This is a genomic window from Marinomonas sp. TI.3.20, from assembly GCF_038155025.1.
Lineage (GTDB): Bacteria > Pseudomonadota > Gammaproteobacteria > Pseudomonadales > Marinomonadaceae > Marinomonas > Marinomonas flavescens.
This window is the reverse complement of sequence record NZ_JBAKAS010000015.1, coordinates 86,721-107,752: the sequence shown is the minus strand read 5'-3', so window position 1 is coordinate 107,752 and position 21,032 is coordinate 86,721. Positions and strand designations below refer to the sequence as shown.

Sequence of the window (21,032 nt, the reverse complement as noted above, 5' to 3'; positions counted from 1 at the left end):
ACCACCAAACCATCACCTTTCATTTCGACTTTAACCGATGGTTGGGTTCAAATAATCTCCAGTTATTAGCCTAAAGGCTAACCTACAAGACCCGATGTCTAGAATTGACGTGACTCAACCTGCTTGCCCTGGATCTTGACCTATCATTTGTGGGCTGGGCTTTAGCCCAGATGCCACTGTGCTAATAAAGACAAACAGACGAGACACCAGTGAGAATCTCGACGACCTGTCATTTGTAGGTCTGCCTTTAGGCTGATGACCACTGTGCTAATAAAGACAAACAGACGAGACACCAGTGAGAATCTCGACGACCTGTCATTTGTAGGTCTGCCTTTAGGCTGATGACCACTGTGCTAATAAAGACAATCAGACGAGACACCAGTGAGAATCTCGACGACCTGTCATTTGTAGGTCTGCCTTTAGGCTGATGACCACTGTGCTAATAAAGACAATCAGACGAGACACCTGTGATTAACATGACTCTTTTTTCACCTGCCATTTTGACTTTAACTCATATTTGAGACATCAAATCTCCAGTTACTGGCCTAAAGGCCAGCCCACAAATGAACAGCCCAACCACCAAACCATCACCTGCCATTTTGACTTTAACCGATGGTTGAATTCAAACAATCTCCAGTTATTAGCCTAAAGGCTAACCTACAAGACCCAAGACCCAAGATCCAAGATCCAAGATCCAAGATCCAAGATCCAAGATCTAAGACCCAAGATCCAAGATCTAAGACCCAAGATCCAAGGCATTACCCATGAGGCTAACCTATAAATGAATTGGTTGGTTCACGTGGCGGGGGTTAATAGTTTCGGCATTGTTGTATGAGTTTGTCGATGTTTATGTGTTGTTCTGTGCTGTTGGCGAGGCGGTTTATTTCTTGGTCTTTGAGTTGGTTGTAATCGAAGGTTTTCGCTGCTTTTACGCCGGCCCATGTGAGTAGTGTGGTTAGGGCGTCTGGGTGGTCGAATAGGCCGTGTAGGTAGGTGCCTATGATGGCGTTATCTGGTGAGATGAAGCCTTCTTGTTGGCCGTTTTCTAGTGTGGCTAAGGGTTGAACCTTGGCGTGAAAACGTGAAACACCGCTGTGAATTTCGTAGCCGGTTAATTGGGCTTGGGAGTTAGCTAATAGCAGCGAGCCGTGGCGTTGTTTCAGTTGTTTGTCTTTTTCTAACACGGTTTCCATTGGGATAAAGCCGAAGCCTTGAGATTCGGTGTTTTTGTCTTTGTTTTCTAATCCATGGGGATCTAATAAACGTTCGCCGAGCATTTGGTAACCACCACAAATCCCGATGACTTTGCCACCGTATCTTAGGTGTTTCTGTAAATACTCTTGCCAGCCTTCTTGGCGTAAAAAGGCTAAATCCGCTTGCACGCTTTTACTGCCCGGTAAGATAACCAAATCTGCGGGTGGAATGGGTTCGTTTGCGCCCACTAAGGTAACTTGCACATCAGGGTGTAAGCGTAGCGCATCCCAGTCGGTGTGGTTGCTGGTGCGTGGCATCACAGGAATCACGACTTGCAGTGTAGTCTGAGTGTTTTCTTTTTGTGGACTGTTGGCGACGGCGTCTTCGGATTCTAAATGAAAGCCTTTTAGATAAGGTAATACGCCCAAAACCGGTTTGCCGGTGCGTTCTTCTAGCCAATCTAACCCTGATTGCAACAAGCTGATGTCGCCACGAAAACGATTAATTACGAAGCCAATAACGCGATCTTGTTCACTCTTGCTGAGTAGGTCTAAGGTGCCTACTAAGTGAGCAAATACGCCGCCTTTGTCGATGTCGGCAATGATAATTACTGGGCAATCGACGGCTTCTGCAAAGCCCATGTTAGCGATGTCGCGGGCGCGTAAATTGATTTCAGCTGGGCTGCCGGCGCCTTCAATGATAACGGCGTCGTATTGGTTGGCGAGTCGATGATAAGACTCTAGTGCCGCTATTTTAGCGATGCTTTTGTATTCGTGATAACCCACGGCATTCATGTTGCCAATGGCTTTGCCTTGGATGATAACTTGCGCTCCTGTGTCCGTGTTTGGCTTGAGGAGGATCGGGTTCATGTCCACATGCGGTTCTAACCCAGCCGCATAGGCTTGCACGGCTTGCGCGCGGCCTATCTCGTTGCCATCGGCGGTGACTGCGCTGTTGAGTGCCATGTTTTGTGGCTTAAAAGGCGCAACGCGAATGCCGCGGCGTTGGAGTAATCGGCATAGGGCGGTGACTAGGGTGCTTTTTCCTGCATCCGACGTCGTTCCTTGAATCATTAAGTTAAAAGCTGGCATGCAAGTCATCACGTAGTTAGTCAATTTGGTGGTAGAATTCTCCCCGACAATTCTACTCGACATTGATGCCTTTTTACGTAAAAAAAGACGCTTAACCATGATTACCTCTATTTTTAATGACTCTCTTGGATTTTTCTCCTCAACAGCCACAATATTGGTGGCGGCATTGCTGTTGGATCGTCTTATCGGCGAGCCGAAAAGTTGGCACCCATTAATTTGGTTCGGCCGCTGGGTGGATTACTGCCAGCATGTTTTCCAGCAACCTTTGAGCGCGGATTCGTTTAATCAGCGAGTGTCGGGCGTGTTGGCTTGGTGTGCTGCGGTATTGCCGTGTTTGCTGGTTTTATTGTTTTTGTATTGGCTACTACCAGATGGGGTAGATGTGTTGTTGTCGGTAATTGTTTTATATTTTTCAATCGGTTGGCAAAGTTTGCGAGAGCATGCCTTGGCGATTGCGACGCCATTAAGTCTAGGGCGACTTGAAGATGCTCGCTTCGCGGTGAGTCGCATTGTCAGTCGTGACACCGATAATTTGACTGAGTCTGATGTTGCCAAAGCGGGCATCGAGTCTGTCTTAGAAAACGGCAGTGATGCTATTTTTGCCCCGATTTTTTGGTTTATTATCTTGGGTGCGCCTGGTGCTTTGGTGTATCGCTTAGCGAACACCCTGGATGCCATGTGGGGTTATAAAACTCGTAAGTTATTGTATTTTGGCTGGTTTGCCGCACGCTTTGATGACGTGTTGAATTATTTGCCTGCGCGTTTGGTGGTTTACACTTATGCCTTATGTGGGGATTGGTCGCGGGCGTTGCGTTCAGCCCGAAAAGAAGAGGTTCGTTGGAAAAGCCCAAATGCCGGGCCTGTTATGGCCGCGGGAGCGGGCGCGCTTGGGGTTAAGCTGGGCGGAGAAGCGCCGTATTTTGGTAAAATCGAAACGCGACCGGATTTAGGTGAAGGTGATGCGCCAACGCCACAACATTTAGAAAAAGCCATTTGGCTAGTGGATAAAAGCGTGTATTTGTGGGGATTGTTAATATGCATTTTGATTTAGTGCCACCGAAACACGGTGGTGATTTGGCGTATTGGCAACGCAAAGTGGGTGCACAGGCCCTAAACTGGTTAGACCTATCTTCTGCGTGTAATCGCGAGCCTTGGCCGGTTCCTGCTATGGATCCCGCCCTATGGAATGAGCTGCCAGATCAAGCGATGTTAATGGCGCAAGCGGAACGTTATTACGGAGTTCGTCCGAGTGCCATTGGCGCTGGGTCTCAGCATATTATTGAGTCTTTGCCGGCGTTGTTAGCAGAAAAACTCCCACACAAAAAAGTCATGGTGCCGCATATTGGTTATCAAGAACATGCTTTTGCGTGGCAGAAGTGGGGTTATGAGATTGGTTATTACCACACAATAGACGAATTGTTGGAACAAACGTGGCAAGTAGCGGTGGTTATTCAGCCTAATAACCCTACTGGGCATTTGTATCGCTTGGATGACTTGCAGGCGGTATTGGCTAAAGCGGAGTCTATGAATGCTTATCTGGTGGTAGATGAAGCCTTTATCGATCCGATTTCTGAACAAAGCTTTCTGCAGGGTAACGATTTTTCCGTTTGGCCAGATTCACTGTTTGTGATGCGTTCTGTGGGTAAGTTTTTTGGTTTAGCGGGCGCGCGCGTGGGTTTTGCATTTTGTTCAGTGCATTGGCAAGTGGCGCTTAAGAATCTCATGGGCCCTTGGCCTGTGGCGACGCCCAGTTTGTATTTAGTGGGCGCTGCATTCGACGATGTGGCGTGGCAGGCGCAAGCTCGACAGCATCTGGCTCAGCGCCGAGAGGTTTTTGTGAACCGCGTGATGCCGAAATTCAATACTATTTTTGACTCCCAAGACAGCCTTGTTAGTCCTTTGTTTATTACTTGGCAATTAGAAAGCAGCGCTTATGCACAGCATGTTTTCGAGATGTTACACACAGTAGGCATACATACTCGTCTAGGCGATGGTTGGATTCGGGTCGCGTTGCCCGCGATGGCTGAAATGGCAATATTAGATCGTGCCTTAGTCGAATTATTAAAATCAGCGGGAGGCCGAGAATTAGCATGAAACACTTAGTATTGGGTGGCGTGCGCAGTGGAAAAAGTGCGTTTGCAGAAGAGCGTATCTTAGCAACTGATAGTCCTGTGTATTACGTGGCGACGTCGCAGGTTTGGGACGATGAGATGGCGGATCGTGTCCGTAAACATCAGCGTAGGCGTCCTGCGTCCTGGTCTCTTATTGAAGAGCCAATTAAGCTAGCGCAAACCTTGCAGCAGCTTAATAACACGGGCAATGCGGTGATTGTTGAATGTTTATCTTTATGGATCAGCAACTTGTTGTGTGCAGAAGATGAAGACCTATTCGAGCAAGAAACGGAGGCATTTCTTGCGGTAGTGAAGCGCTTTGAAGGCGAGTTAATTATCGTATCCAGCGAAGTCGGGCTGGGTATTATGCCAATGAATGCCATGGCGAGACGCTTTGGAGACGAGATTGGCATGATGAACCAAAAGTTAGCAAGATTGACCGAACGGGTAACTTTTGTTGCAGCAGGACTACCAATGCCGCTAAAATCGCCTACTTAAATAAATTTTTGTGTTTTCCTCGTTTTTTTACCTAAAATCCGAGGATATCTTGGCACAACCCCTTTCTTAGAGACTTATTCGAAGCCAATATCGGCGCTTATAAAGGCGGCGACTTCGTGTATCTAAGATAAACATTGCGACTGAACTATTAAGCATAGGAGCTTATGATGACCCCTTATTCGAAAAACTTTCCGGTATCGTGGGAAGAGTTACACCGAGATGCACGCGCGTTGTCTTGGCGTTTATTAGAACAGGGACCATGGAAAGGCATTATCGCCATTACTCGCGGTGGACTCGTGCCAGCAGCCATTTTATGTCGCGAAATGGACATTCGACTAATCGACACTATTTGTATTGTTAGTTACAAATCAAACGACGGTGAAGCTGCCATGCAACAAGGTGAGCTGAGTGTTCTAAAAGGTGTGGAAGGCGACGGTGAAGGTTTTATCTTGATTGATGACCTTGTGGACACGGGTCGTACGGCACAAAAAGTTCGAGATATGTTGCCAAAAGCGCACTTCGCGACCATTTACGCCAAACCTGCCGGAAAGCCATTAGTCGATACTTTTGTCACAGAAGTTAGCCAAGATACATGGATTCGTTTTCCTTGGGATATGGAATATACCTTCTCTACGCCTCTTGCTGACCGCCACGGAAAGTAAATTTTTTAAAATTCTTTGTTCCTATCTATTAGCTTTAGTAAACTGACGCTTCTCTAGAGGCGAGACGGCTTGTAAATTATTACAAAAGTCTCGCTTCCTTTCTCTTATAAATTTGCTACGTTTAAGATATCAATCTTATTTTGCATGGTGATCTTCTATGCCGATGCACTTTTCTTACCCTGTATAGGATCTCATTATGCGTCACACTTTGTTTCGACTCATTTTAGCGGGCTTGATGTCATTTGCCATCGTATTGCCAGCCTGGGCGGAAGGGACCGTTGCCCGCGCCGTTTTCGCGAGTGATGTCATTGATCGTGAACCGATTGACGATATTGGCAAGATAATCCATGTTGAGTACGGTGAAATTCAGCGTGTTTATTTTTTCACTGATTTGCGTGACATGTCAGGCAGCCAAGTGAGCCATCGTTGGTTGTTAGATGGCGATGTTATGGCTGAAATCCCCTTTGATATTGGTGGCGATCGTTGGAGGGTGTGGTCAAGTAAGCGTTTAATGCCTGGTTTCGATGGCACTTGGACGGCTCAAGTGGTTCAAGATGGCAAAGTCATTGCCTCTCGTTCATTTAAGTATGTTGATGACGATACGGATTCAAGTACTGATAACTCCCCCATGCAGACAGAAAAAACAGAGTAGGTTTATTGCCATGCCACATTTACGAGTACGAGGTCTTCCCTTTGAAGATCTCGAATCTATCGCGGACAAGCTGATAGAAACCCTAGCCAAAATCACCGACACACCGAATTCCCATTTTACTTTAGAGTATCAAGCGACCACCTATTTAGTCGTTGGCGGTGCGTCTCCATCATATCCATTCTTCGATATTCTCTGGTTCGACCGTGGTGACGAAGTGAAAGCGCAAGTAGCCGGTACGATTGAAGAATTAGTACGACCATTAGTCGCAAGCGGCCAAGATATTACCGTATTGTTTCATGACTTACAGGGCAAGGATTACTACGAAAACGGCGAGCATTTTTAAATAAATGCTTACCGTTTTTTGTAGTTTTAAAGGCCTTCTAGACCGAAGGTCTTTTTCATAAATATCGTTTTTTTATAAACCGTGTAGTCACGGCATCAGGCTTACTCCAAATCCCTCTTCATTGAATCTGCTAGTTTTAATACTCCTTTTTCCCTCTCTTTCTAGACTATCTCCCGAACTCAAGTGTAACTTCTCGATGCCATTTAGCACCATTCATGGCAGAGGAAGGAAAGATTAAGGTAGTACGCAACCTGTGTTAATTTTTTGTGAAGTTTATGTGAAAATTATGTGAAATATATATTTGTTTTCATCTGGTGACTTATGAACTTAGAATTGACCCCTAATTTGTTTATTGCAACAGGCAATAATAGAGACGTTTACTTATATCCTTCTGATGACCAACGCTGTATCAAAATTCAGAAAATACAGGGCGATAAGCATAATCGTTTGGAAGCTAAGTTTTTGGAAACACATAAAAGCAGTATATTTCCAAAATATTATGGCCTCGTTCCTACGAATTTAGGTGATGGCCTTGTTGTTAATTTGGTAAAAGATTTTGATGGCGAGACCTCTAAATCATTAGTGTCTTATATCGAAAGTAAAACACTCAGCAAGGAAGAAGCTCTAGAGTATATTCATTGCGTAGGAAATGAATGCCTTAAAAATAACTTTATTATGAGTGATGATGGCCTACAGAATATCTTGCTAAAAAAAGCATCAGATGGAACTTTTGAACCCGTTTTTATTGATGGTTTTGGGCCTAGAAATGATTCCTTACGGTACCAGTTACGCTCTTTAATTCCACCATTGACTCGTTATAAAACACGTAAACAGATTCGTGGCATGTTGCGAAAATTGAATATCTTGATGGAAAGAGTCAACGCAGAATCATCGAGCAACGATCAAGCATAGTTTCGAAAACCTATGATTGGATTCAATCAACTTACACTTGTAGATGCTCTGCTTACCTTGAAAAAGAGCGACTGATGACCGCGGAATACACGAAACAAACAGACGAGATACCTGTGATTAGAGTGATTTTTTAACAAGTTAGCATCATCTGTTGTTTTGACTTTAGCCCACATTTGAGACGCCACATCTCCAGTTATTAGCCTAAAGGCTAACCTACAAAAACCAAGACAAAGACCAAAACATCGCCTGCACTGGTATTTGACCTGTCATTTGCAGGTCTGCTTACCTTGAAAAGAAAGAGGGGCCAATGACCACTGTGCTAATACAGCCAAACAGACGAGACACCTGTGAGAATCTCGACGCCCTTGACCTAGCTCTCCCCCTTAACTTCAAGGGGGAGTTGGAGGGGGTTATGCACTGGATCTAGAACTTGACCTTGAACTTGACCTGTCATTTGCAGGTCTGCTTACCTTGAAAAAAAGAGGGGCCAATGACCACTGTGCATACAGCCAAATAGACGAGACACCTGTGATCAAAGTGAACCTTCAACAACCAAATGATCTTGTTCTTGTGGGCTGGGCTTTAGGCCAATGACCACTGTGCTAATAAAGCCAAACAGACGAGACACCTGTGATTAAAGTGATTTTTTCAACTGCAAAACATCGCCAATGATTTCGACTTTAACCCATGTTTGAGGCGCCAAATCTCCAGTTATTAGCCTAAAGGCTAACCTACAAGACCCGATGTCTAGAATTGACGTGACTCAACCTGCTTGCCCTGGATCTTGACCTGTCATTTGTGGGCTGGGCTTTAGCCCAGATGCCACTGTGCTAATAAAGACAACCAGACGAGACACCAGTGAGAATCTCGACGACCTGTCATTTGTAGGTTGGTCTTTAGGCCAATGACCACTGTGCTAATAAAGCCAAACAGACGAGACACCTGTGATTAAAGTGATTTTTTCAACCGCATAACATCACCAATGATTTCGACTTTAACCCACATTTGAAACGCCAAATCTCCAGTTATTAGCCTAAAGGCTAACCTACAAGAGCCAAGACCAAGACCAAGACCACCATTTCGACTTTAACCGATGATTGAATTCAAACAATCTCCAGTTACTGGCCTAAAGGCCAGCCCACAAATGAACAGACCAACCAACAAACCATCATTTCGACTTTAACCGATGATTGAATTCAAATAATCTCCAGTTATTAGCCTAAAGGCTAACCTACAAGAGCCAAGAGCCAAGACCAAGACCAAGACCAAAACCACCATTTTGACTTTAACCGGTGGTTGCTTTCATCAATTCATGAGTTACTGGCCTAAAGGCTAACCTACAAAAACCAAAACAAAGACCAAAACATCACCAATGATTTTGACTTTAACCCATATTTGCGACGTCACATCTCCAGTTATTAGCCTAAAGGCTAACCTACAAGACCCGATGTCTAGAATTGACGTGACTCAACCTGCTTGCCCTGGATCTTGACCTGTCATTTGTGGGCTGGGCTTTAGCCCAGATGCCACTGTGCTAATAAAGACAACCAGACGAGACACCAGTGAGAATCTCGACGATCTGTCATTTGTAGGTCTGCCTTTAGGCTGATGACCACTGTGCTAATAAAGACAATCAGACGAGACACCTGTGATTAACATGACTTCTTTTTCACCTGCCATTTTGACTTTAACCCATATTTGAGACATCAAATCTCCAGTTACTGGTCTAAAGGCCAGCCCACAAATGAACAGACCAACTACCAAACCATCACCACCATTTCGACTTTAACCGATGATTGAATTCAAACAATCTCCAGTTACTGGTCTAAAGGCCAGCCCACAAATGAACAGACCAACCAACAAACCATCATTTCGACTTTAACCGATGATTGAATTCAAATAATCTCCAGTTATTAGCCTAAAGGCTAACCTACAAGAGCCAAGAGCCAAGAGCCAAGACCAAGACCAAGACCAAGACCAAAACCACCATTTTGACTTTAACCGGTGGTTGCTTTCATCAATTCATGAGTTACTGGCCTAAAGGCTAACCTACAAAAACCAAAACAAAGACCAAAACATCACCAATGATTTTGACTTTAACCCATATTTGCGACGTCACATCTCCAGTTATTAGCCTAAAGGCTAACCTACAAGACCCGATGTCTAGAATTGACGTGACTCAACCTGCTTGCCCTGGATCTTGACCTGTCATTTGTGGGCTGGGCTTTAGCCCAGATGCCACTGTGCTAATAAAGACAACCAGACGAGACACTAGTGAGAATCTCGACGACCTGTCATTTGTAGGTCTGCCTTTAGGCTGATGACCACTGTGCTAATAAAGACAATCAGACGAGACACTAGTGAGAATCTCGACGACCTGTCATTTGTAGGTCTGCCTTTAGGCTGATGACCACTGTGCTAATAAAGACAATCAGACGAGACACCTGTGATTAACATGACTTCTTTTTCACCTGCCATTTTGACTTTAACCCATATTTGAGACATCAAATCTCCAGTTACTGGCCTAAAGGCCAGCCCACAAATGAACAGACCAACCACCAAACCATCACCAATGATTTTGACTTTAACCCACATTTGAGACACCAAATCTCCAGTTACTGGCCTAAAGGCCAGCCCACAAGTTCAAGTTCACCCCCCCCCCCTATCCTAGCCCCATGAGGGGTAGGTTGAGGTTAGTAAATTTGGTTCGGTTTTATTTACTTTTGGAATTCGTAGACGGAGCCAAGGTTGAGGATGTTGGTGAGTTCGTCGAGTGCGGTGCGGCTTTCGATGAGCAGTTGTGGGTCGGCGAGGTCGGTTTCGCTGAGGGTGTCGCGGTAGTGTGCGTCTACCCAGGTGTTCAACCGGCCGAACAGTGTGTCGTTCATCAAGGTGGCTGGGTTGAGTGCGGCTTTTTCAGCTTGTGTCAGCGCGACGCGAAGACGCAAGCAAGCGGGTCCACCACCGTTGCTCATGCTTTGTTTCAGGTCGAATACTTTGACTTCTGTGATCGGCGAATTACCTGCCACTAGACTATTCAAATACGCCCACACGGCTGGGTTGTTCTCACATTCCCCTGGTACGACCAGTACCATGTCGTTGTCGCCACGGCTTAATAGTTGGCTGTTAAATAAGTAGGATTGAATACAATCTTGCACAGAGACAGCGTCAGTTGGCACTTCAATCAGGTGAAACTGTGACGCACGATCGCCCCACGCAGCCAACAAGTCTTGTTTCATTTTGGCGGTGTCGAGAAAGGCTTCTTGGTGATAGAAATGCGCATTGTGGTTCCCCACGGCGATGACGTCGTTGTGGAAGACGCCAGCGTCTATCACGTCAGGGTTTTGTTGCGCATAAACCACTTGTGATGGGGTTAAACCATGGCTGCGCGCCACCGCTTGAGACGCTTCTAAGGTATGACGCGCTGGAAATTTCGCAGGGCGTGGCGATGACATATCAAACGCCGACATGCCATAGACAAAAAATTCGATGCCTTGTTCGTTGTATTGGTCACAGAAGCGAGTGTGATTGGCGGCGCCTTCGTCACCAAAGTGATCGACACTTGGCAACGCTGAATGATGGGCAAAGTGTTTTTCGTCTTTGAAAGTCGCTTTTAAAATCGCGCCTGTGGTTTCGTGTTCGATCGAGCGATGAAACTTATTCACCAAATTAGCGGGGGTAAAATGCACACGGCCATCTTGGGTGTCGCCACTTGGGGATACAGTGGCGGCGTTGGCCGTCCACATGCAAGACGCCGAGCTAACGGCGGCAAGTATCTTGGGTGCTTGTTTGGCGGCTTGTGCCAAAATGTCAGCATCTGAGCCAGAAAATCCAAGGCGACGTAAACTTGGGATATGTGGTCGCTCATGGGGCGCTAGTACCCCTTGAACGAAGCCCAGATCCGCCAAGGCTTTCATTTTTACCAAGCCTTGTTTGGCCGCGGCTTTCGGATTGGAAGGGCGCGCTGAGTTGTTTAAAGACGCGACATTACCAAAAGAAAGGCCGCTGTAGTTATGGGTCGGTCCCACTAAGCCATCAAAATTGGCTTCAGTCGCATTGTTCATTATTACCTCTATGTTCTGAATTCTGTATGGTTATCTTGTTGCTAAGCGCTACTGTCGCGCTCTTTGTTAATAGAGCGCGACTTAAAAGGCCGCTGGTTTATTGATCGTTTATAGGGTTAAGCCTGGGCCTAACTTTTCTGGCATACATAGACTGTCCGCTTCGATGCTTGCTACTGGATAAGCACAGTAGTCTGCGGCGTAGTAAGCGCTCGCTCTGTGGTTGCCGCTGGCGCCAGTACCACCAAAAGGAGCGGCACTAGAGGCGCCGGTTGTTTGGCGATTCCAGTTAATGATGCCGGCACGACTGTGTTGTAAGAACCACTCATACTCGCTTTTCTCATCAGACAAGATGCCAGCCGATAAACCGAAGCTGGTATTGTTGGCCACTTGCATCGCTTGATCTAGGGAATCGTAACGAACGACGGTAAGTAATGGACCAAAGTATTCTTGATCCGGCAGCGAGTCCAACATATCGGTTGCATCAATAATGCCCGGTGTCACGAAGCCAGTGTTAGCGTCACCACGAGTCATTTCTAGCAGCGGTTTGGCGCCGAGTCCAACAAGTTTGTTGTAAGCTTGCAGCAAGCCATCGGCCGCTTGAGCAGAGACAATTGGACCCATAAATGGAGCCTCTTCTGCGTCAAAACGATCAATGCGTAGGGCTTTGGTCGCAACGATAAGCTTTTCTAGAATCGCATCGCCGACGGGGCCTTTTGGCAATAGCAAACGGCGTGCACAAGTACAGCGTTGTCCTGCGGAAATGAAAGCAGATTGGATGATTTCATGTACCGCCGCGCGCTGATCTGCGATTTTATCGGAGACCAATAATGGGTTGTTTCCGCCCATTTCTAACGCAAGGATTTTACCCGGATGGCCGGCAAAGTCTTTGTGTAAAATATGCCCTACTTGTGGGCTACCAGTGAAGAATAGACCATCGATACCTTGATGATTGGCCAGTGCCACGCCCGTGGTGCGTTCACCTTGAACCATATTGATCACACCAGCGGGAAGGCCTGCTTGTTCCCATAATTGAATGATCAAATCAGACGTAGCAGGGGCTTGTTCGCTCGGCTTAAAGACCACGGTATTGCCTGCAATAAGCGCGGGTACGATATGACCGTTTGGCAAATGGCCTGGGAAGTTATAAGGCCCAAATACCGCGACAACACCATGTGGACGATGGCGTAAGCGTGCCGTAGCGCCAGGCATTGGTGAGCTTTTTTCGCCGGTACGTTCGTCGTAGGCTTTTTGAGAAATCGCCACTTTGCCGACCATAGCGGCGGCTTCAGTGCGGGTTTCCCAAATAGGTTTTCCTGTTTCGCGGCTGATCACGGTGGCAATGGCTTCGCTGTTTTCTTTTACCAGCGCCGCAAAGGTTTCAATAATAGTAATGCGTTCTGCTAACGGGCGATTGGCCCAGCTAGGAAAGGCATTGCGTGCCGCTTTGATGGCTTGATCTACTTGGCTTTCGCTGGCGCTATTGGCTTCCCAAACGAGACTGGCATCAGCAGGGTCGATAGAACGAGACAGTTTGCCTTCGCCTTGAATCCATTGGCCGTTGATGTAATGAGCTTGTTTCATGGTGGCTCCTAGTAAGTAAATGATGAGTTGTCGTTACGTACTTAAATTAACTAAAGAGTGCGCGCTAAAGACGAATGAGCCTTTAGTAAGGCCAGTTTATCGGCTTGAATGGGGCGATAGCTCAACCACGCAGACGGGCTCTTTATTTGTGATGGCTAGGTGCGTCGCTTCTTCTTGGGTTAGTGTCATTGTGCTGCCCGGTGGCGTTGAGCGTTGAATCAAGATGCAGCGATAGTCTTTTACCTTGGTGTTAGAAACAAGGTAATGCACGCCTTCACCAGCGCCTTTAGGCTCACCTATGGTGGCTAAACATAAGCGGCTATTGCGCACGGCACGAATGTCTTGCACGCGCGCTTCTATGGTTGGGCCGCCATCAAAAATATCGACGTAATTTTCGTACCGAAAGCCTTCTTGTTCGAGTAATCGGCGCGCAGGTACGGTATTTTTATGCACGTGCCCCAGTACCTCTCTGGCTTCTTTGGGCAGCAAATTCACATAAACCGGGTTGTTCGGCATCAGCTCTGCGATAAATTGTTTACTGCCTAGGCTGGTCAGTTCATCCGCTCGATCAAAGTCGATAGAGAAAAAGTGACGACCTAGACCTTCCCATAATGGAGAGATGCCATTTTCGTCACTAACTCCTCGCATTTCGGCAAAAATTTTGTCGGTAAAACGTTCTGGAAATTGCGCCAAGAACATAAAGCGTGATTTTGAGAGGAGTTGACCGTTTTTAGAATGGCGGTACCCTTCTTCTAAAAATAGAGAACACACTTCACTGCAACCTGTGTAGTCATTGTTTAACACCAAGGTCGGCATCATGTTATGTACACCAAGCTCTCGAGAAGAGTGGGTGATAGTACCAAGGTGGTAGCTGTAGAATGGCTCTTCTAGACCCACGGCCGCAAGCAGCCCCGTGGTGCCAACGATGTCGCCGGTTTCTGTGTCTTCTAGCACCATAAGATAGTCTTCATCTCCTGGCTTTTCGACGCTTTCTTTTGCGAAAGAGCGTGTTGCCGCGTCTATTTTACGTTGCAAAATTGTTTCGTCGGCGACCAAAGAGGTAAAGCCCACCCCAGTTTTTTCCGCAAGTCGATACAGAGAGGCAAGATCCTCTTGGCGAATAGGGCGAATGACCATCATGATAAAAATCCTCTTTTAAATATATTCATACCATTTAAGGCACTGCTAAAGTAAAACCCATTGAATGCGGCTGCCAGATGAAATCTGAAGACGTTCTTGAGTGTTTGTTTCTATTGCTAATCCCGCTACTTGCGGTTCAGCTTTGGCGGCGGTCACTCTAAAGTCTTCTAAGTGGCCGGCCGAGATAAGGTGCATTTTGCCCTGTAACGCGTCTGGTTGAATCAGTGCTTTACCAATGCGTTGTTGGCTAATGGTGGTTAAATTTTCGGCGCGTGCTTCCAGTGTTGGACCAGCATCAAAAATATCCACATAACCACGGAATTCAAAGCCTTCATCGAGCAATATGTCTGTGCTCTTTTCTGAATCTTCATGCAAAACGCCAATGACGTCTTGTGCGGCTTCAGGCAAGGTTGGAACATAAATCGGATAGCGAGGCATCAAGTCAGCAATAAAGTGCTTGTTACTAACACCTGAAAGATAGTCTGCTTTTTTGAAATCCATGGTGAAAAAGTGTTTGCCTAATGCATCCCAAAAAGGTGAGTAGCCATGGCGATCGCTTTCGCCACGAAGCTCGACGAACAAGCGTTTGGTAAAGCGTTCTGGGTGTCGGGCAATAAACAGCAAGCGCGCTCGTGACAGTAAGGCCAACGCGGTCGGATTCTGGTGTGCTTTATCCACCACAAGAGACATCAGGCGACTGGTGCCGCTGTAATCGTGACACAAAAACAGGGCCGAAATACGATTGTGGATTTGCAGTTGAGGCGATGCGTGAACCACCTCATCAATGCGATAGCTGTAAAAAGGAGTATCTGTTCCTACCATGGCTTCTAAACCACAGGTTCCAACAATATGGTTAGTGCTGGCATCTATCAGTACAAATAAGTAGGATTCATCGCCTGGCTGCACAACATCAGTTTGCAATGAACGGCGTGATGACGCTATTTTGTCATTGAGTCGTTCACGGTTGGCGGGAAAATTTGTCATGCCAATGCCGGCTTCTTGAGCTAATCGCTCTAAAGCTGGAAGGTCACCAAAATCCACTGGTCGCACGAGATACATAAAAGAACCTTGCCCTATCGATACGTAAAGTACGATCGTTCACTTAGATTACAGAATAGAGGGTATTATTCCTCAAGTCTGCACGCTTAAGTAGATGCAAACTTTTCAAATAGCGACCTAATGTTCTGATTAATGGATAAAATAGGTCGATTTTTAATAAAAGGATAAAGAATGAAGTCTGGAATCTATCGACATTATAAAGGCGCAGAGTATTGGGTTGAGCGTGTGGTTAAGCACAGTGAAACAGAAGAGAAGCTAGTTGTTTATCAGGCGTTATACGGTGAATTTGGCTGGTGGGCGCGACCATTAGAGATGTTCAAAGAAAGCGTTGTTATTGGTGGCGAAAGCATTCCGCGTTTCGAATGGGTAAGAGCAGAGAAATAATCGCTCACCAATATTGCTCAAGGTGTGCATGGCTTTATTCAGGCGTATGCATCCAAGGAGATTCTCGCATAAAGTGAATGATTCTTTCTCGTAACCAGCGATGAGCAAGGTCGTTATTAGAGCGTTCATGCCAAAAAATATGAATGGGATGACGACCCTTGTATTCATCAGCCTCAATCACTTCTTTAGGGATGGGCAGCACTTTTATCGGGTAGAAGTTTTTCTTCTCGCACATTACATCGGTGAATAACTCGCCTATTGATCGTGAGGCAACCAGTGCCATGCCGCGCTTTATCGCTTGCATTGTCACCATGAGGCTGTCTGTTTCTAATGAAGGTTCTATGTCGTAGCCTTGTTGTTTTAATTTGTTGGCGGTGTTTTGGAAGGTCGAGTCTTGATGGTTGCGTAAGTGATGCGTGACGGTTTTGTGAGCCAGTAATTCTTCAAGAGAAATTTCATCTTGATGAAACAATGGGTGCGCTTCGCTTAAGACAATACAGGCTTCCATATAACCAATTAATTTACTGCGAATATTTCCCGGTGTTCCCTTAATGCGCATAATGCCGATATCGGCGTGACCTGACATTAAATCGTCGAACTGAGAACCTTCTCCCCAGCCACTGGTCGATAAACGTATTCCCGGTGCATCATAGTGTAACGCGGCTAACAACGGCTCAATAAAGTTTTCTAAATCACCTTCGTCAACGCGTAACCGAAAGCGGCGCGTTAGACTTTTTAGATCCAACACACTTGGTGTCATCAGTTCAGATAAAGAACTTAAAATAGGCAGTATCAGGTCATTTAACTCTGTGGCCTTGGCGGTAGGGCTTAAACCGTAGGCTTGGCGAGTAAAAAGAGCGTCTTTAAACAAGTCTCGAAGCTTTTGTAAACTTTTGCTCAGTGCTGGTTGTGTGACGCCAAGGCGATCAGCGGCACGCGAAACACTGCCTTCTTCCATGATAGTGACAAAGGCGACCAGAATTTTAATGTCGAGTTTTAAAACGTCATTTAACTGCATAATGCTCTCAATCTGAGGTAAAACGAAGTGTGGATAAGGTGAATTACCATTATCCACACTTTAAAACTACGCTCTATTGTTCGGCGTTTGAGACGTCATTGCTTGAAGATTCAAACTCTGAGCGTGGACGATATTTTACACGGAATAAAATAGCGTAGAACACAGGAACCGCGATTAAAGTGAGGATTGTCGCGAAGCCCAAGCCAAATGAAATCACGACAGCCATGCCTTCAAAGAAAGCATCATAAAGTAGCGGGATCATCCCTAATATGGTGGTAATCGCCGCCATACAAACGGGCCTTACACGGCTCACAGAAGAGATGAAAATAGCTTCGTACATCTCTGTGCCCTGGTCTCTTTCGAAGTTGATTTGGTCGGCCAACACAATGCCATTTTTGACCACCATACCAGACAAACTTAAGAACCCAAGGAGTGCCATAAAGCCAAAAGCTGCGTTCATCGCTAATAAGCCTGTCGACACCCCGATGAGTGCAAGTGGGACACAGAACCAAATGGTTAACGGTACACGAATCGAGTTAAACAGCAGCACAGTGATGATAAACATAAACAAGTAGCCCATTGGCAATGCCTTGAATATATTCGCCTGTGCATCGGTACTACTTTCGTATTCACCGCCCCAATCTAGCGCATAGCCAGGAGGCAGTTTGATCGCCTCAATTGGACCACGCACGCGGCTAAATACGGCCATGGCCGTTTCATTGCCAAGAATATTCGGATCTGCCATAACAGTAATAGTACGCTTACGATCGCGACGTTTGATAATGGGATTTTCCCATACGGTTTCAAAGCCAGAGACCAAGGTCGAGAGCGTCACATAGGAGCCAGATGCTGGGCTGTAGATTTGTAAGTCACGGATTTGATCAATCGATACCCGTTCGCTTGGTGGCGCTCGCTGTATGATAGGTAACAAGTCTGTGCCTTCGCGGTACAAGCCGATTTTAGAACCACTAAAGTTGGTTAATAATACATCGTCTAGATCTGTTTTACTGATGCCTAAGCGTCGAGCTTGAGCGTCGTTAAACAGCGGACGAAGTACTTTAACTGGTTGGCGCCAATCGTCTTTGATGCTTTCTAGGCCACCGTCTTTGCGGTAAATTTCTTGGATTTGAACACTGTATTGACGTAACAGCTTCGGATCTGGACCACTGATACGTGCCTCAATTTTAGCCCCTGTTGCTGGCCCTAATTGTAAGCGTTCCAGCTTTACTTCCAGCCCCGGATGCTCTTTCTTCATCTTGTAGTAGAGATCTTTTAGCAGCACAGGTATGTCTTCTTTGTTCTTAGTACGAACAATGAACTGTGCGTAACTTGAGTTGGTCTGTTCTCCGTTATAGGTCAGCATGAAACGCAATACGCCTTGACCTGTTGTCGAGGTGACGTACTCAATACGCTTGTCTTTTAACAGTTCTGACTCGATATTTCGGACGGTTTTATAGGTGTCTTCAATATGTGTACCTTCTGGCATCTGTACACTCATGTAAAACATGGGCGTTGATGATGGCGGGAAGAACGATTGTTTTACAAATTGGAATGCCCAGCCAGCGGTAAATAAGCACACTATTAACAAGGCGACAGTAACCCAGCGGAAGCGAATCGCTTTATCTAGTAGCCATTTATAGCCAGAGAATAAAAAGCCTTTGTATGGGTCTTCTCCAGCGCTATCTGTACCAGCGGCAATGCTTTCTTTAAAGAATAAATCACAAAAGAACGGCGTTAGGGTGATCGCGGTGATCCAGCTCAGTAGCAAGGAAATCATCAATACATAGAACAGCGAACCAACAAATTCACCCACAGAATCTGGTGATAAACCTATCGGTGCAAAGGCGGTTACCGCAATAACGGTGGCGCCAAGTAATGGCCATTTTGTTTGCTTTACTACCGCGCTGGCGGCGTCGATTTTGGTCATGCCTCGCTTGAGGCCAATCAAAATCCCTTCGGTGACTACGATGGCGTTATCCACCAGCATGCCGAGGGCGATGATTAATCCCCCCAGTGAGATACGCTGCAAGTTAATACTGAAGTAATCCATGACAATAAAGGTGCCAAGAATCGTCAGTAGTAAGATAAGGCCTATGAGAATCCCTGAACGAATGCCCATGAAAACCAGCAGTACCAGAATAACAATGCCGACGGCTTCAACGAGGTTTAGCAAAAAGTTCGAGACCGAACGTTCAACTTCTCTCGATTGAAAATAAATCGGGTCCATGCTGATGCCAACAGGTTGTTGGTATTTCAATTCATCAATGCGTTTTTCTAGCGTTCCACCTACTTTTACTACGTTAACATTGGCAGAAAAGGAAATGCCAAGCAGTAGAGATTTAGCGCCATTAAAATCGACGATGTGTTTTTGAGGGTCAACATATTGGCGTTTAATGGTCGCAATATCTTTTAAGCGAATAAGCTTGCCATTGATAGGTGTGCCGACAATCAAGTTCTCTAGTTCGGAGATGTCTTTAAATTCGCCGGTTGGATTAATGCGAATATACTCGCTACCTACTTTCACTTTGCCCGCGTTTGAAACCCCGTTTTGGTTTGCTAACAAGGCTTTAAGTTGGCTTGGCGCTATGCCCATATTGGCCATTTTTGAGCGTGAGATTTCGATGGTGACTTGTTCGTCTTGCTCGGCTGCCACAGTGACTTTGGCAATACCATCGACTAAGACAAGTTCTCGTTTCACGTAATCAATGTAGTTTTTTAGGTCTTTGTATGGGTAACCTTGACCATGAACGGCTAGCATCACACCATAAACATCACCGTAATCATCAAGTACCGCAGGCGCGCCAACCCCAGTTGGAAAGGTGCCAGACATGTCGCGCACTTTCTTACGAACTTCATCCCAAATCTGTTTCAGTTCTTTTGCACGATACTGATCTTTAATGGTTAGGGTGATCTGTGAATAACCTGCTTTAGAGGTGGACTTTATTTTGTCCACATAAGAAAGGTTCTGTAATTCCTGCTCGATAGGGTAGGTAACTTCTTCCTCAACCTGTTCTGGTGAAGCACCAGGGTATTGAGTGATGATCAAAGCATCTTTGATGGTAAATTCAGGGTCTTCTAATTGCCCGAGGTTGGTAAACGCGATGGCGCCACCAATCAAAAGAATAAAAGTGATCATCCAGCTGGTCACTTTTTTCTGAATAAAATACGCTGCAATATTCACTTATAAGCCTCGCTCACGCGTCCAAGGACGAACTTTCATTGAGCTGGTTAAGCTGTCTACACCCGCAGCAACCACTTGGTCTCCTGCGTTTAAGCCAGAGGTTATTTCGATCATGGTGCCTTGCAATGAACCAAGCGTGACTTTTCTTGATGCCACGGTTCCTGTTTCTTTATTGAAAACCCAAACCGTGCTGTCTGCTTCACCAGTTTGTGTGTTTTCTTTTTGAACAACGGCTTCAACAGGGACAACTATGTGTTTAGTAATACCTAATAATTTGCTGAGATCCATGTCGACGTTAGCCGTCATTCCAGGCAGCAAGGTGCGTTGTTTTTGATTGTCACGAATTAAGTGAAGTGTGACATCGTAGGCCATGGTGGAATCATCTGGCATGGTGTTGTGTTCTTTATAAGTGCCATGGAACACTTCATTAGGCGCAACATCGACAATAATATTCGGCTTATAATCAATTTGCGTCGATTTGATGCTGACTACTAAGCTTTCAGGTACTTGGAACTCTACATCTAAATTATCGATGTCTTGGATGTGCATCAGGGGCTGAGTGGCACTCACATACTGATAATTTTCTGTCTTAGTGGACGCAATAACGCCACTAAATGGTGCGTATACTTTCGTGTATTTAAGCTGATTTTTAGCACTTTCAAGAGCGTTATTGGCTTGTGCTAACGTAGCTTGAGACTCGTCAAATTGAGATTTACTGGTCGCGTTGCGTTTGAGCATGGTTTGAATTCGATCAAACTGCGCTTGAGCCAAATCTTGTTTCGCTTGAGCTAGTTCAACCTGAAGTTGGTAATCTGTAGGGTCTAGAGCCGCGAGTAGTTCGCCTTTTTTGACCCGTTGTCCTGCAACAACATTAAGTTTCATAAGCTGCCCGCCGACGCGAAAAGCAAGATCTGCTTCTTTGCTGGCTTTTAACTCAGCAGGAAAGCGACGAATATTAATCGCATCCGTAGAGCCGATGGTCAGCAGTTTCACAGGTCGGATAATTTCCTTCACTTCGCTTGTCTCATCTTTATCAGAAGAACAGGCGGTGAGAAAAAGAGCCATAGTCAAGGTGACGGCAAGGCCACATTTTTGACGTTTAAAGCGGTTCATTCATTGCTCCGTAAATATAAAGTAAAAAC

General features: G+C 45.8%; 17 protein-coding genes. 8 read left to right on the top strand and 9 right to left on the bottom strand.

Annotated elements, in window-relative coordinates:
• Positions 1 to 809 precede the first annotated feature (809 nt).
• On the bottom strand, positions 810 to 2,285 hold the full coding sequence (locus V6259_RS14910; protein ID WP_341585180.1) for a cobyric acid synthase: 1,476 nt from the start codon (positions 2,283 to 2,285) through the stop codon (positions 810 to 812).
• Between the two features lie 97 nt (positions 2,286 to 2,382).
• On the opposite strand from V6259_RS14910, the gene cbiB reads away from it, so the two are divergent.
• From cbiB to V6259_RS14875, 7 genes are all read left to right on the top strand, one after another.
• Positions 2,383 to 3,336, top strand: a complete 954-nt coding sequence (gene cbiB, locus V6259_RS14905) for an adenosylcobinamide-phosphate synthase CbiB (protein ID WP_341585170.1) — start codon at positions 2,383 to 2,385, stop codon at positions 3,334 to 3,336.
• A complete protein-coding gene (locus V6259_RS14900) occupies positions 3,321 to 4,379 on the top strand; it encodes an aminotransferase class I/II-fold pyridoxal phosphate-dependent enzyme (RefSeq protein WP_341585168.1) in 1,059 nt (352 codons plus the stop codon). Before cbiB ends, V6259_RS14900 begins: the two co-directional genes overlap by 16 nt.
• Positions 4,376 to 4,894 (top strand): bifunctional adenosylcobinamide kinase/adenosylcobinamide-phosphate guanylyltransferase, encoded by a 519-nt coding sequence (cobU, locus tag V6259_RS14895; protein WP_341585167.1) that lies wholly within the window; start codon positions 4,376 to 4,378, stop codon positions 4,892 to 4,894. The genes V6259_RS14900 and cobU overlap by 4 nt, the downstream gene beginning before the upstream one ends.
• 167 nt (positions 4,895 to 5,061) lie before the next feature.
• Positions 5,062 to 5,556 carry a xanthine phosphoribosyltransferase gene (gpt, locus tag V6259_RS14890; RefSeq protein ID WP_133013334.1) on the top strand — a complete coding sequence of 165 codons (495 nt, stop codon included), beginning with the start codon at positions 5,062 to 5,064 and terminating at the stop codon, positions 5,554 to 5,556.
• 196 nt (positions 5,557 to 5,752) lie between these two features.
• Positions 5,753 to 6,208 carry a DUF2914 domain-containing protein gene (locus tag V6259_RS14885; RefSeq protein WP_341585165.1) on the top strand — a complete coding sequence of 152 codons (456 nt, stop codon included), beginning with the start codon at positions 5,753 to 5,755 and terminating at the stop codon, positions 6,206 to 6,208.
• A 10-nt stretch (positions 6,209 to 6,218) separates the two neighbouring features.
• Positions 6,219 to 6,551, top strand: a complete 333-nt coding sequence (locus V6259_RS14880) for a DUF1904 family protein (RefSeq protein ID WP_133013331.1) — start codon at positions 6,219 to 6,221, stop codon at positions 6,549 to 6,551.
• Between the two features lie 321 nt (positions 6,552 to 6,872).
• Entirely contained in the window at positions 6,873 to 7,463 is a 591-nt protein-coding gene (locus tag V6259_RS14875; protein ID WP_341585163.1) for a YrbL family protein, read from the top strand.
• Positions 7,464 to 9,881: 2,418 nt separating this feature from the next.
• Here the strand turns inward: V6259_RS14875 and V6259_RS14870 are convergent.
• The 5 genes from V6259_RS14870 to V6259_RS14850 form a co-directional block, all read right to left on the bottom strand.
• The gene (locus tag V6259_RS14870; RefSeq protein WP_341585162.1) at positions 9,882 to 10,058 is read right to left on the bottom strand and encodes a hypothetical protein; all 177 of its coding nucleotides are present in this window, start codon (positions 10,056 to 10,058) and stop codon (positions 9,882 to 9,884) included.
• 122 nt (positions 10,059 to 10,180) lie between these two features.
• Positions 10,181 to 11,527 (bottom strand): N-succinylarginine dihydrolase, encoded by a 1,347-nt coding sequence (gene astB, locus V6259_RS14865; RefSeq protein ID WP_341585161.1) that lies wholly within the window; start codon positions 11,525 to 11,527, stop codon positions 10,181 to 10,183.
• Between the two features lie 108 nt (positions 11,528 to 11,635).
• Complete coding sequence (astD, locus tag V6259_RS14860; RefSeq protein WP_341585160.1) at positions 11,636 to 13,108, bottom strand: succinylglutamate-semialdehyde dehydrogenase; 1,473 nt, start codon at positions 13,106 to 13,108, stop codon at positions 11,636 to 11,638.
• Between the two features lie 96 nt (positions 13,109 to 13,204).
• A complete protein-coding gene (gene astA / locus V6259_RS14855) occupies positions 13,205 to 14,248 on the bottom strand; it encodes an arginine N-succinyltransferase (RefSeq protein WP_341585158.1) in 1,044 nt (347 codons plus the stop codon).
• A 45-nt stretch (positions 14,249 to 14,293) separates the two neighbouring features.
• Positions 14,294 to 15,307, bottom strand: coding sequence for an arginine N-succinyltransferase (locus V6259_RS14850; protein WP_341585156.1), 1,014 nt, complete (start codon positions 15,305 to 15,307; stop codon positions 14,294 to 14,296).
• Between the two features lie 171 nt (positions 15,308 to 15,478).
• Between V6259_RS14850 and V6259_RS14845 the strand changes: the two genes are divergently transcribed.
• Complete coding sequence (locus tag V6259_RS14845; protein ID WP_133013282.1) at positions 15,479 to 15,691, top strand: DUF1653 domain-containing protein; 213 nt, start codon at positions 15,479 to 15,481, stop codon at positions 15,689 to 15,691.
• A 34-nt stretch (positions 15,692 to 15,725) separates the two neighbouring features.
• On the opposite strand, the gene V6259_RS14840 is transcribed toward V6259_RS14845, so the two are convergent.
• The 3 genes from V6259_RS14840 to V6259_RS14830 all read right to left on the bottom strand — a co-directional run bounded on the left by V6259_RS14840 (position 15,726) and on the right by V6259_RS14830 (position 21,003).
• Positions 15,726 to 16,709, bottom strand: a complete 984-nt coding sequence (locus V6259_RS14840) for a LysR family transcriptional regulator (protein WP_341585154.1) — start codon at positions 16,707 to 16,709, stop codon at positions 15,726 to 15,728.
• Positions 16,710 to 16,782: 73 nt separating this feature from the next.
• Positions 16,783 to 19,890 (bottom strand): efflux RND transporter permease subunit, encoded by a 3,108-nt coding sequence (locus V6259_RS14835; RefSeq protein WP_341585153.1) that lies wholly within the window; start codon positions 19,888 to 19,890, stop codon positions 16,783 to 16,785.
• A complete protein-coding gene (locus V6259_RS14830; RefSeq protein ID WP_341585152.1) occupies positions 19,891 to 21,003 on the bottom strand; it encodes an efflux RND transporter periplasmic adaptor subunit in 1,113 nt (370 codons plus the stop codon). It abuts the gene before it with no gap.
• Between the last annotated feature and the right edge of the window lie 29 nt (positions 21,004 to 21,032).

What these genes read in the sequence shown, in the direction of transcription:
- V6259_RS14900 (WP_341585168.1), top strand. Translation starts at nt 3,321, where the DNA reads ATGCATTTTGATTTAGTGCCACCGAAACACGGTGGTGATTTGGCGTAT.
- V6259_RS14880 (WP_133013331.1), top strand. Translation starts at nt 6,219, where the DNA reads ATGCCACATTTACGAGTACGAGGTCTTCCCTTTGAAGATCTCGAATCT.
- V6259_RS14870 (WP_341585162.1), bottom strand. Translation starts at nt 10,058, where the DNA reads ATGTGGGTTAAAGTCAAAATCATTGGTGATGGTTTGGTGGTTGGTCTG.
- gpt (WP_133013334.1), top strand. Translation starts at nt 5,062, where the DNA reads ATGACCCCTTATTCGAAAAACTTTCCGGTATCGTGGGAAGAGTTACAC.
- cobU (WP_341585167.1), top strand. Translation starts at nt 4,376, where the DNA reads ATGAAACACTTAGTATTGGGTGGCGTGCGCAGTGGAAAAAGTGCGTTT.
- V6259_RS14875 (WP_341585163.1), top strand. Translation starts at nt 6,873, where the DNA reads ATGAACTTAGAATTGACCCCTAATTTGTTTATTGCAACAGGCAATAAT.
- astA (WP_341585158.1), bottom strand. Translation starts at nt 14,248, where the DNA reads ATGATGGTCATTCGCCCTATTCGCCAAGAGGATCTTGCCTCTCTGTAT.
- V6259_RS14830 (WP_341585152.1), bottom strand. Translation starts at nt 21,003, where the DNA reads ATGAACCGCTTTAAACGTCAAAAATGTGGCCTTGCCGTCACCTTGACT.
- V6259_RS14910 (WP_341585180.1), bottom strand. Translation starts at nt 2,285, where the DNA reads ATGCCAGCTTTTAACTTAATGATTCAAGGAACGACGTCGGATGCAGGA.
- astD (WP_341585160.1), bottom strand. Translation starts at nt 13,108, where the DNA reads ATGAAACAAGCTCATTACATCAACGGCCAATGGATTCAAGGCGAAGGC.
- astB (WP_341585161.1), bottom strand. Translation starts at nt 11,527, where the DNA reads ATGAACAATGCGACTGAAGCCAATTTTGATGGCTTAGTGGGACCGACC.
- V6259_RS14845 (WP_133013282.1), top strand. Translation starts at nt 15,479, where the DNA reads ATGAAGTCTGGAATCTATCGACATTATAAAGGCGCAGAGTATTGGGTT.
- cbiB (WP_341585170.1), top strand. Translation starts at nt 2,383, where the DNA reads ATGATTACCTCTATTTTTAATGACTCTCTTGGATTTTTCTCCTCAACA.
- V6259_RS14840 (WP_341585154.1), bottom strand. Translation starts at nt 16,709, where the DNA reads ATGCAGTTAAATGACGTTTTAAAACTCGACATTAAAATTCTGGTCGCC.
- V6259_RS14885 (WP_341585165.1), top strand. Translation starts at nt 5,753, where the DNA reads ATGCGTCACACTTTGTTTCGACTCATTTTAGCGGGCTTGATGTCATTT.
- V6259_RS14850 (WP_341585156.1), bottom strand. Translation starts at nt 15,307, where the DNA reads ATGTATCTCGTGCGACCAGTGGATTTTGGTGACCTTCCAGCTTTAGAG.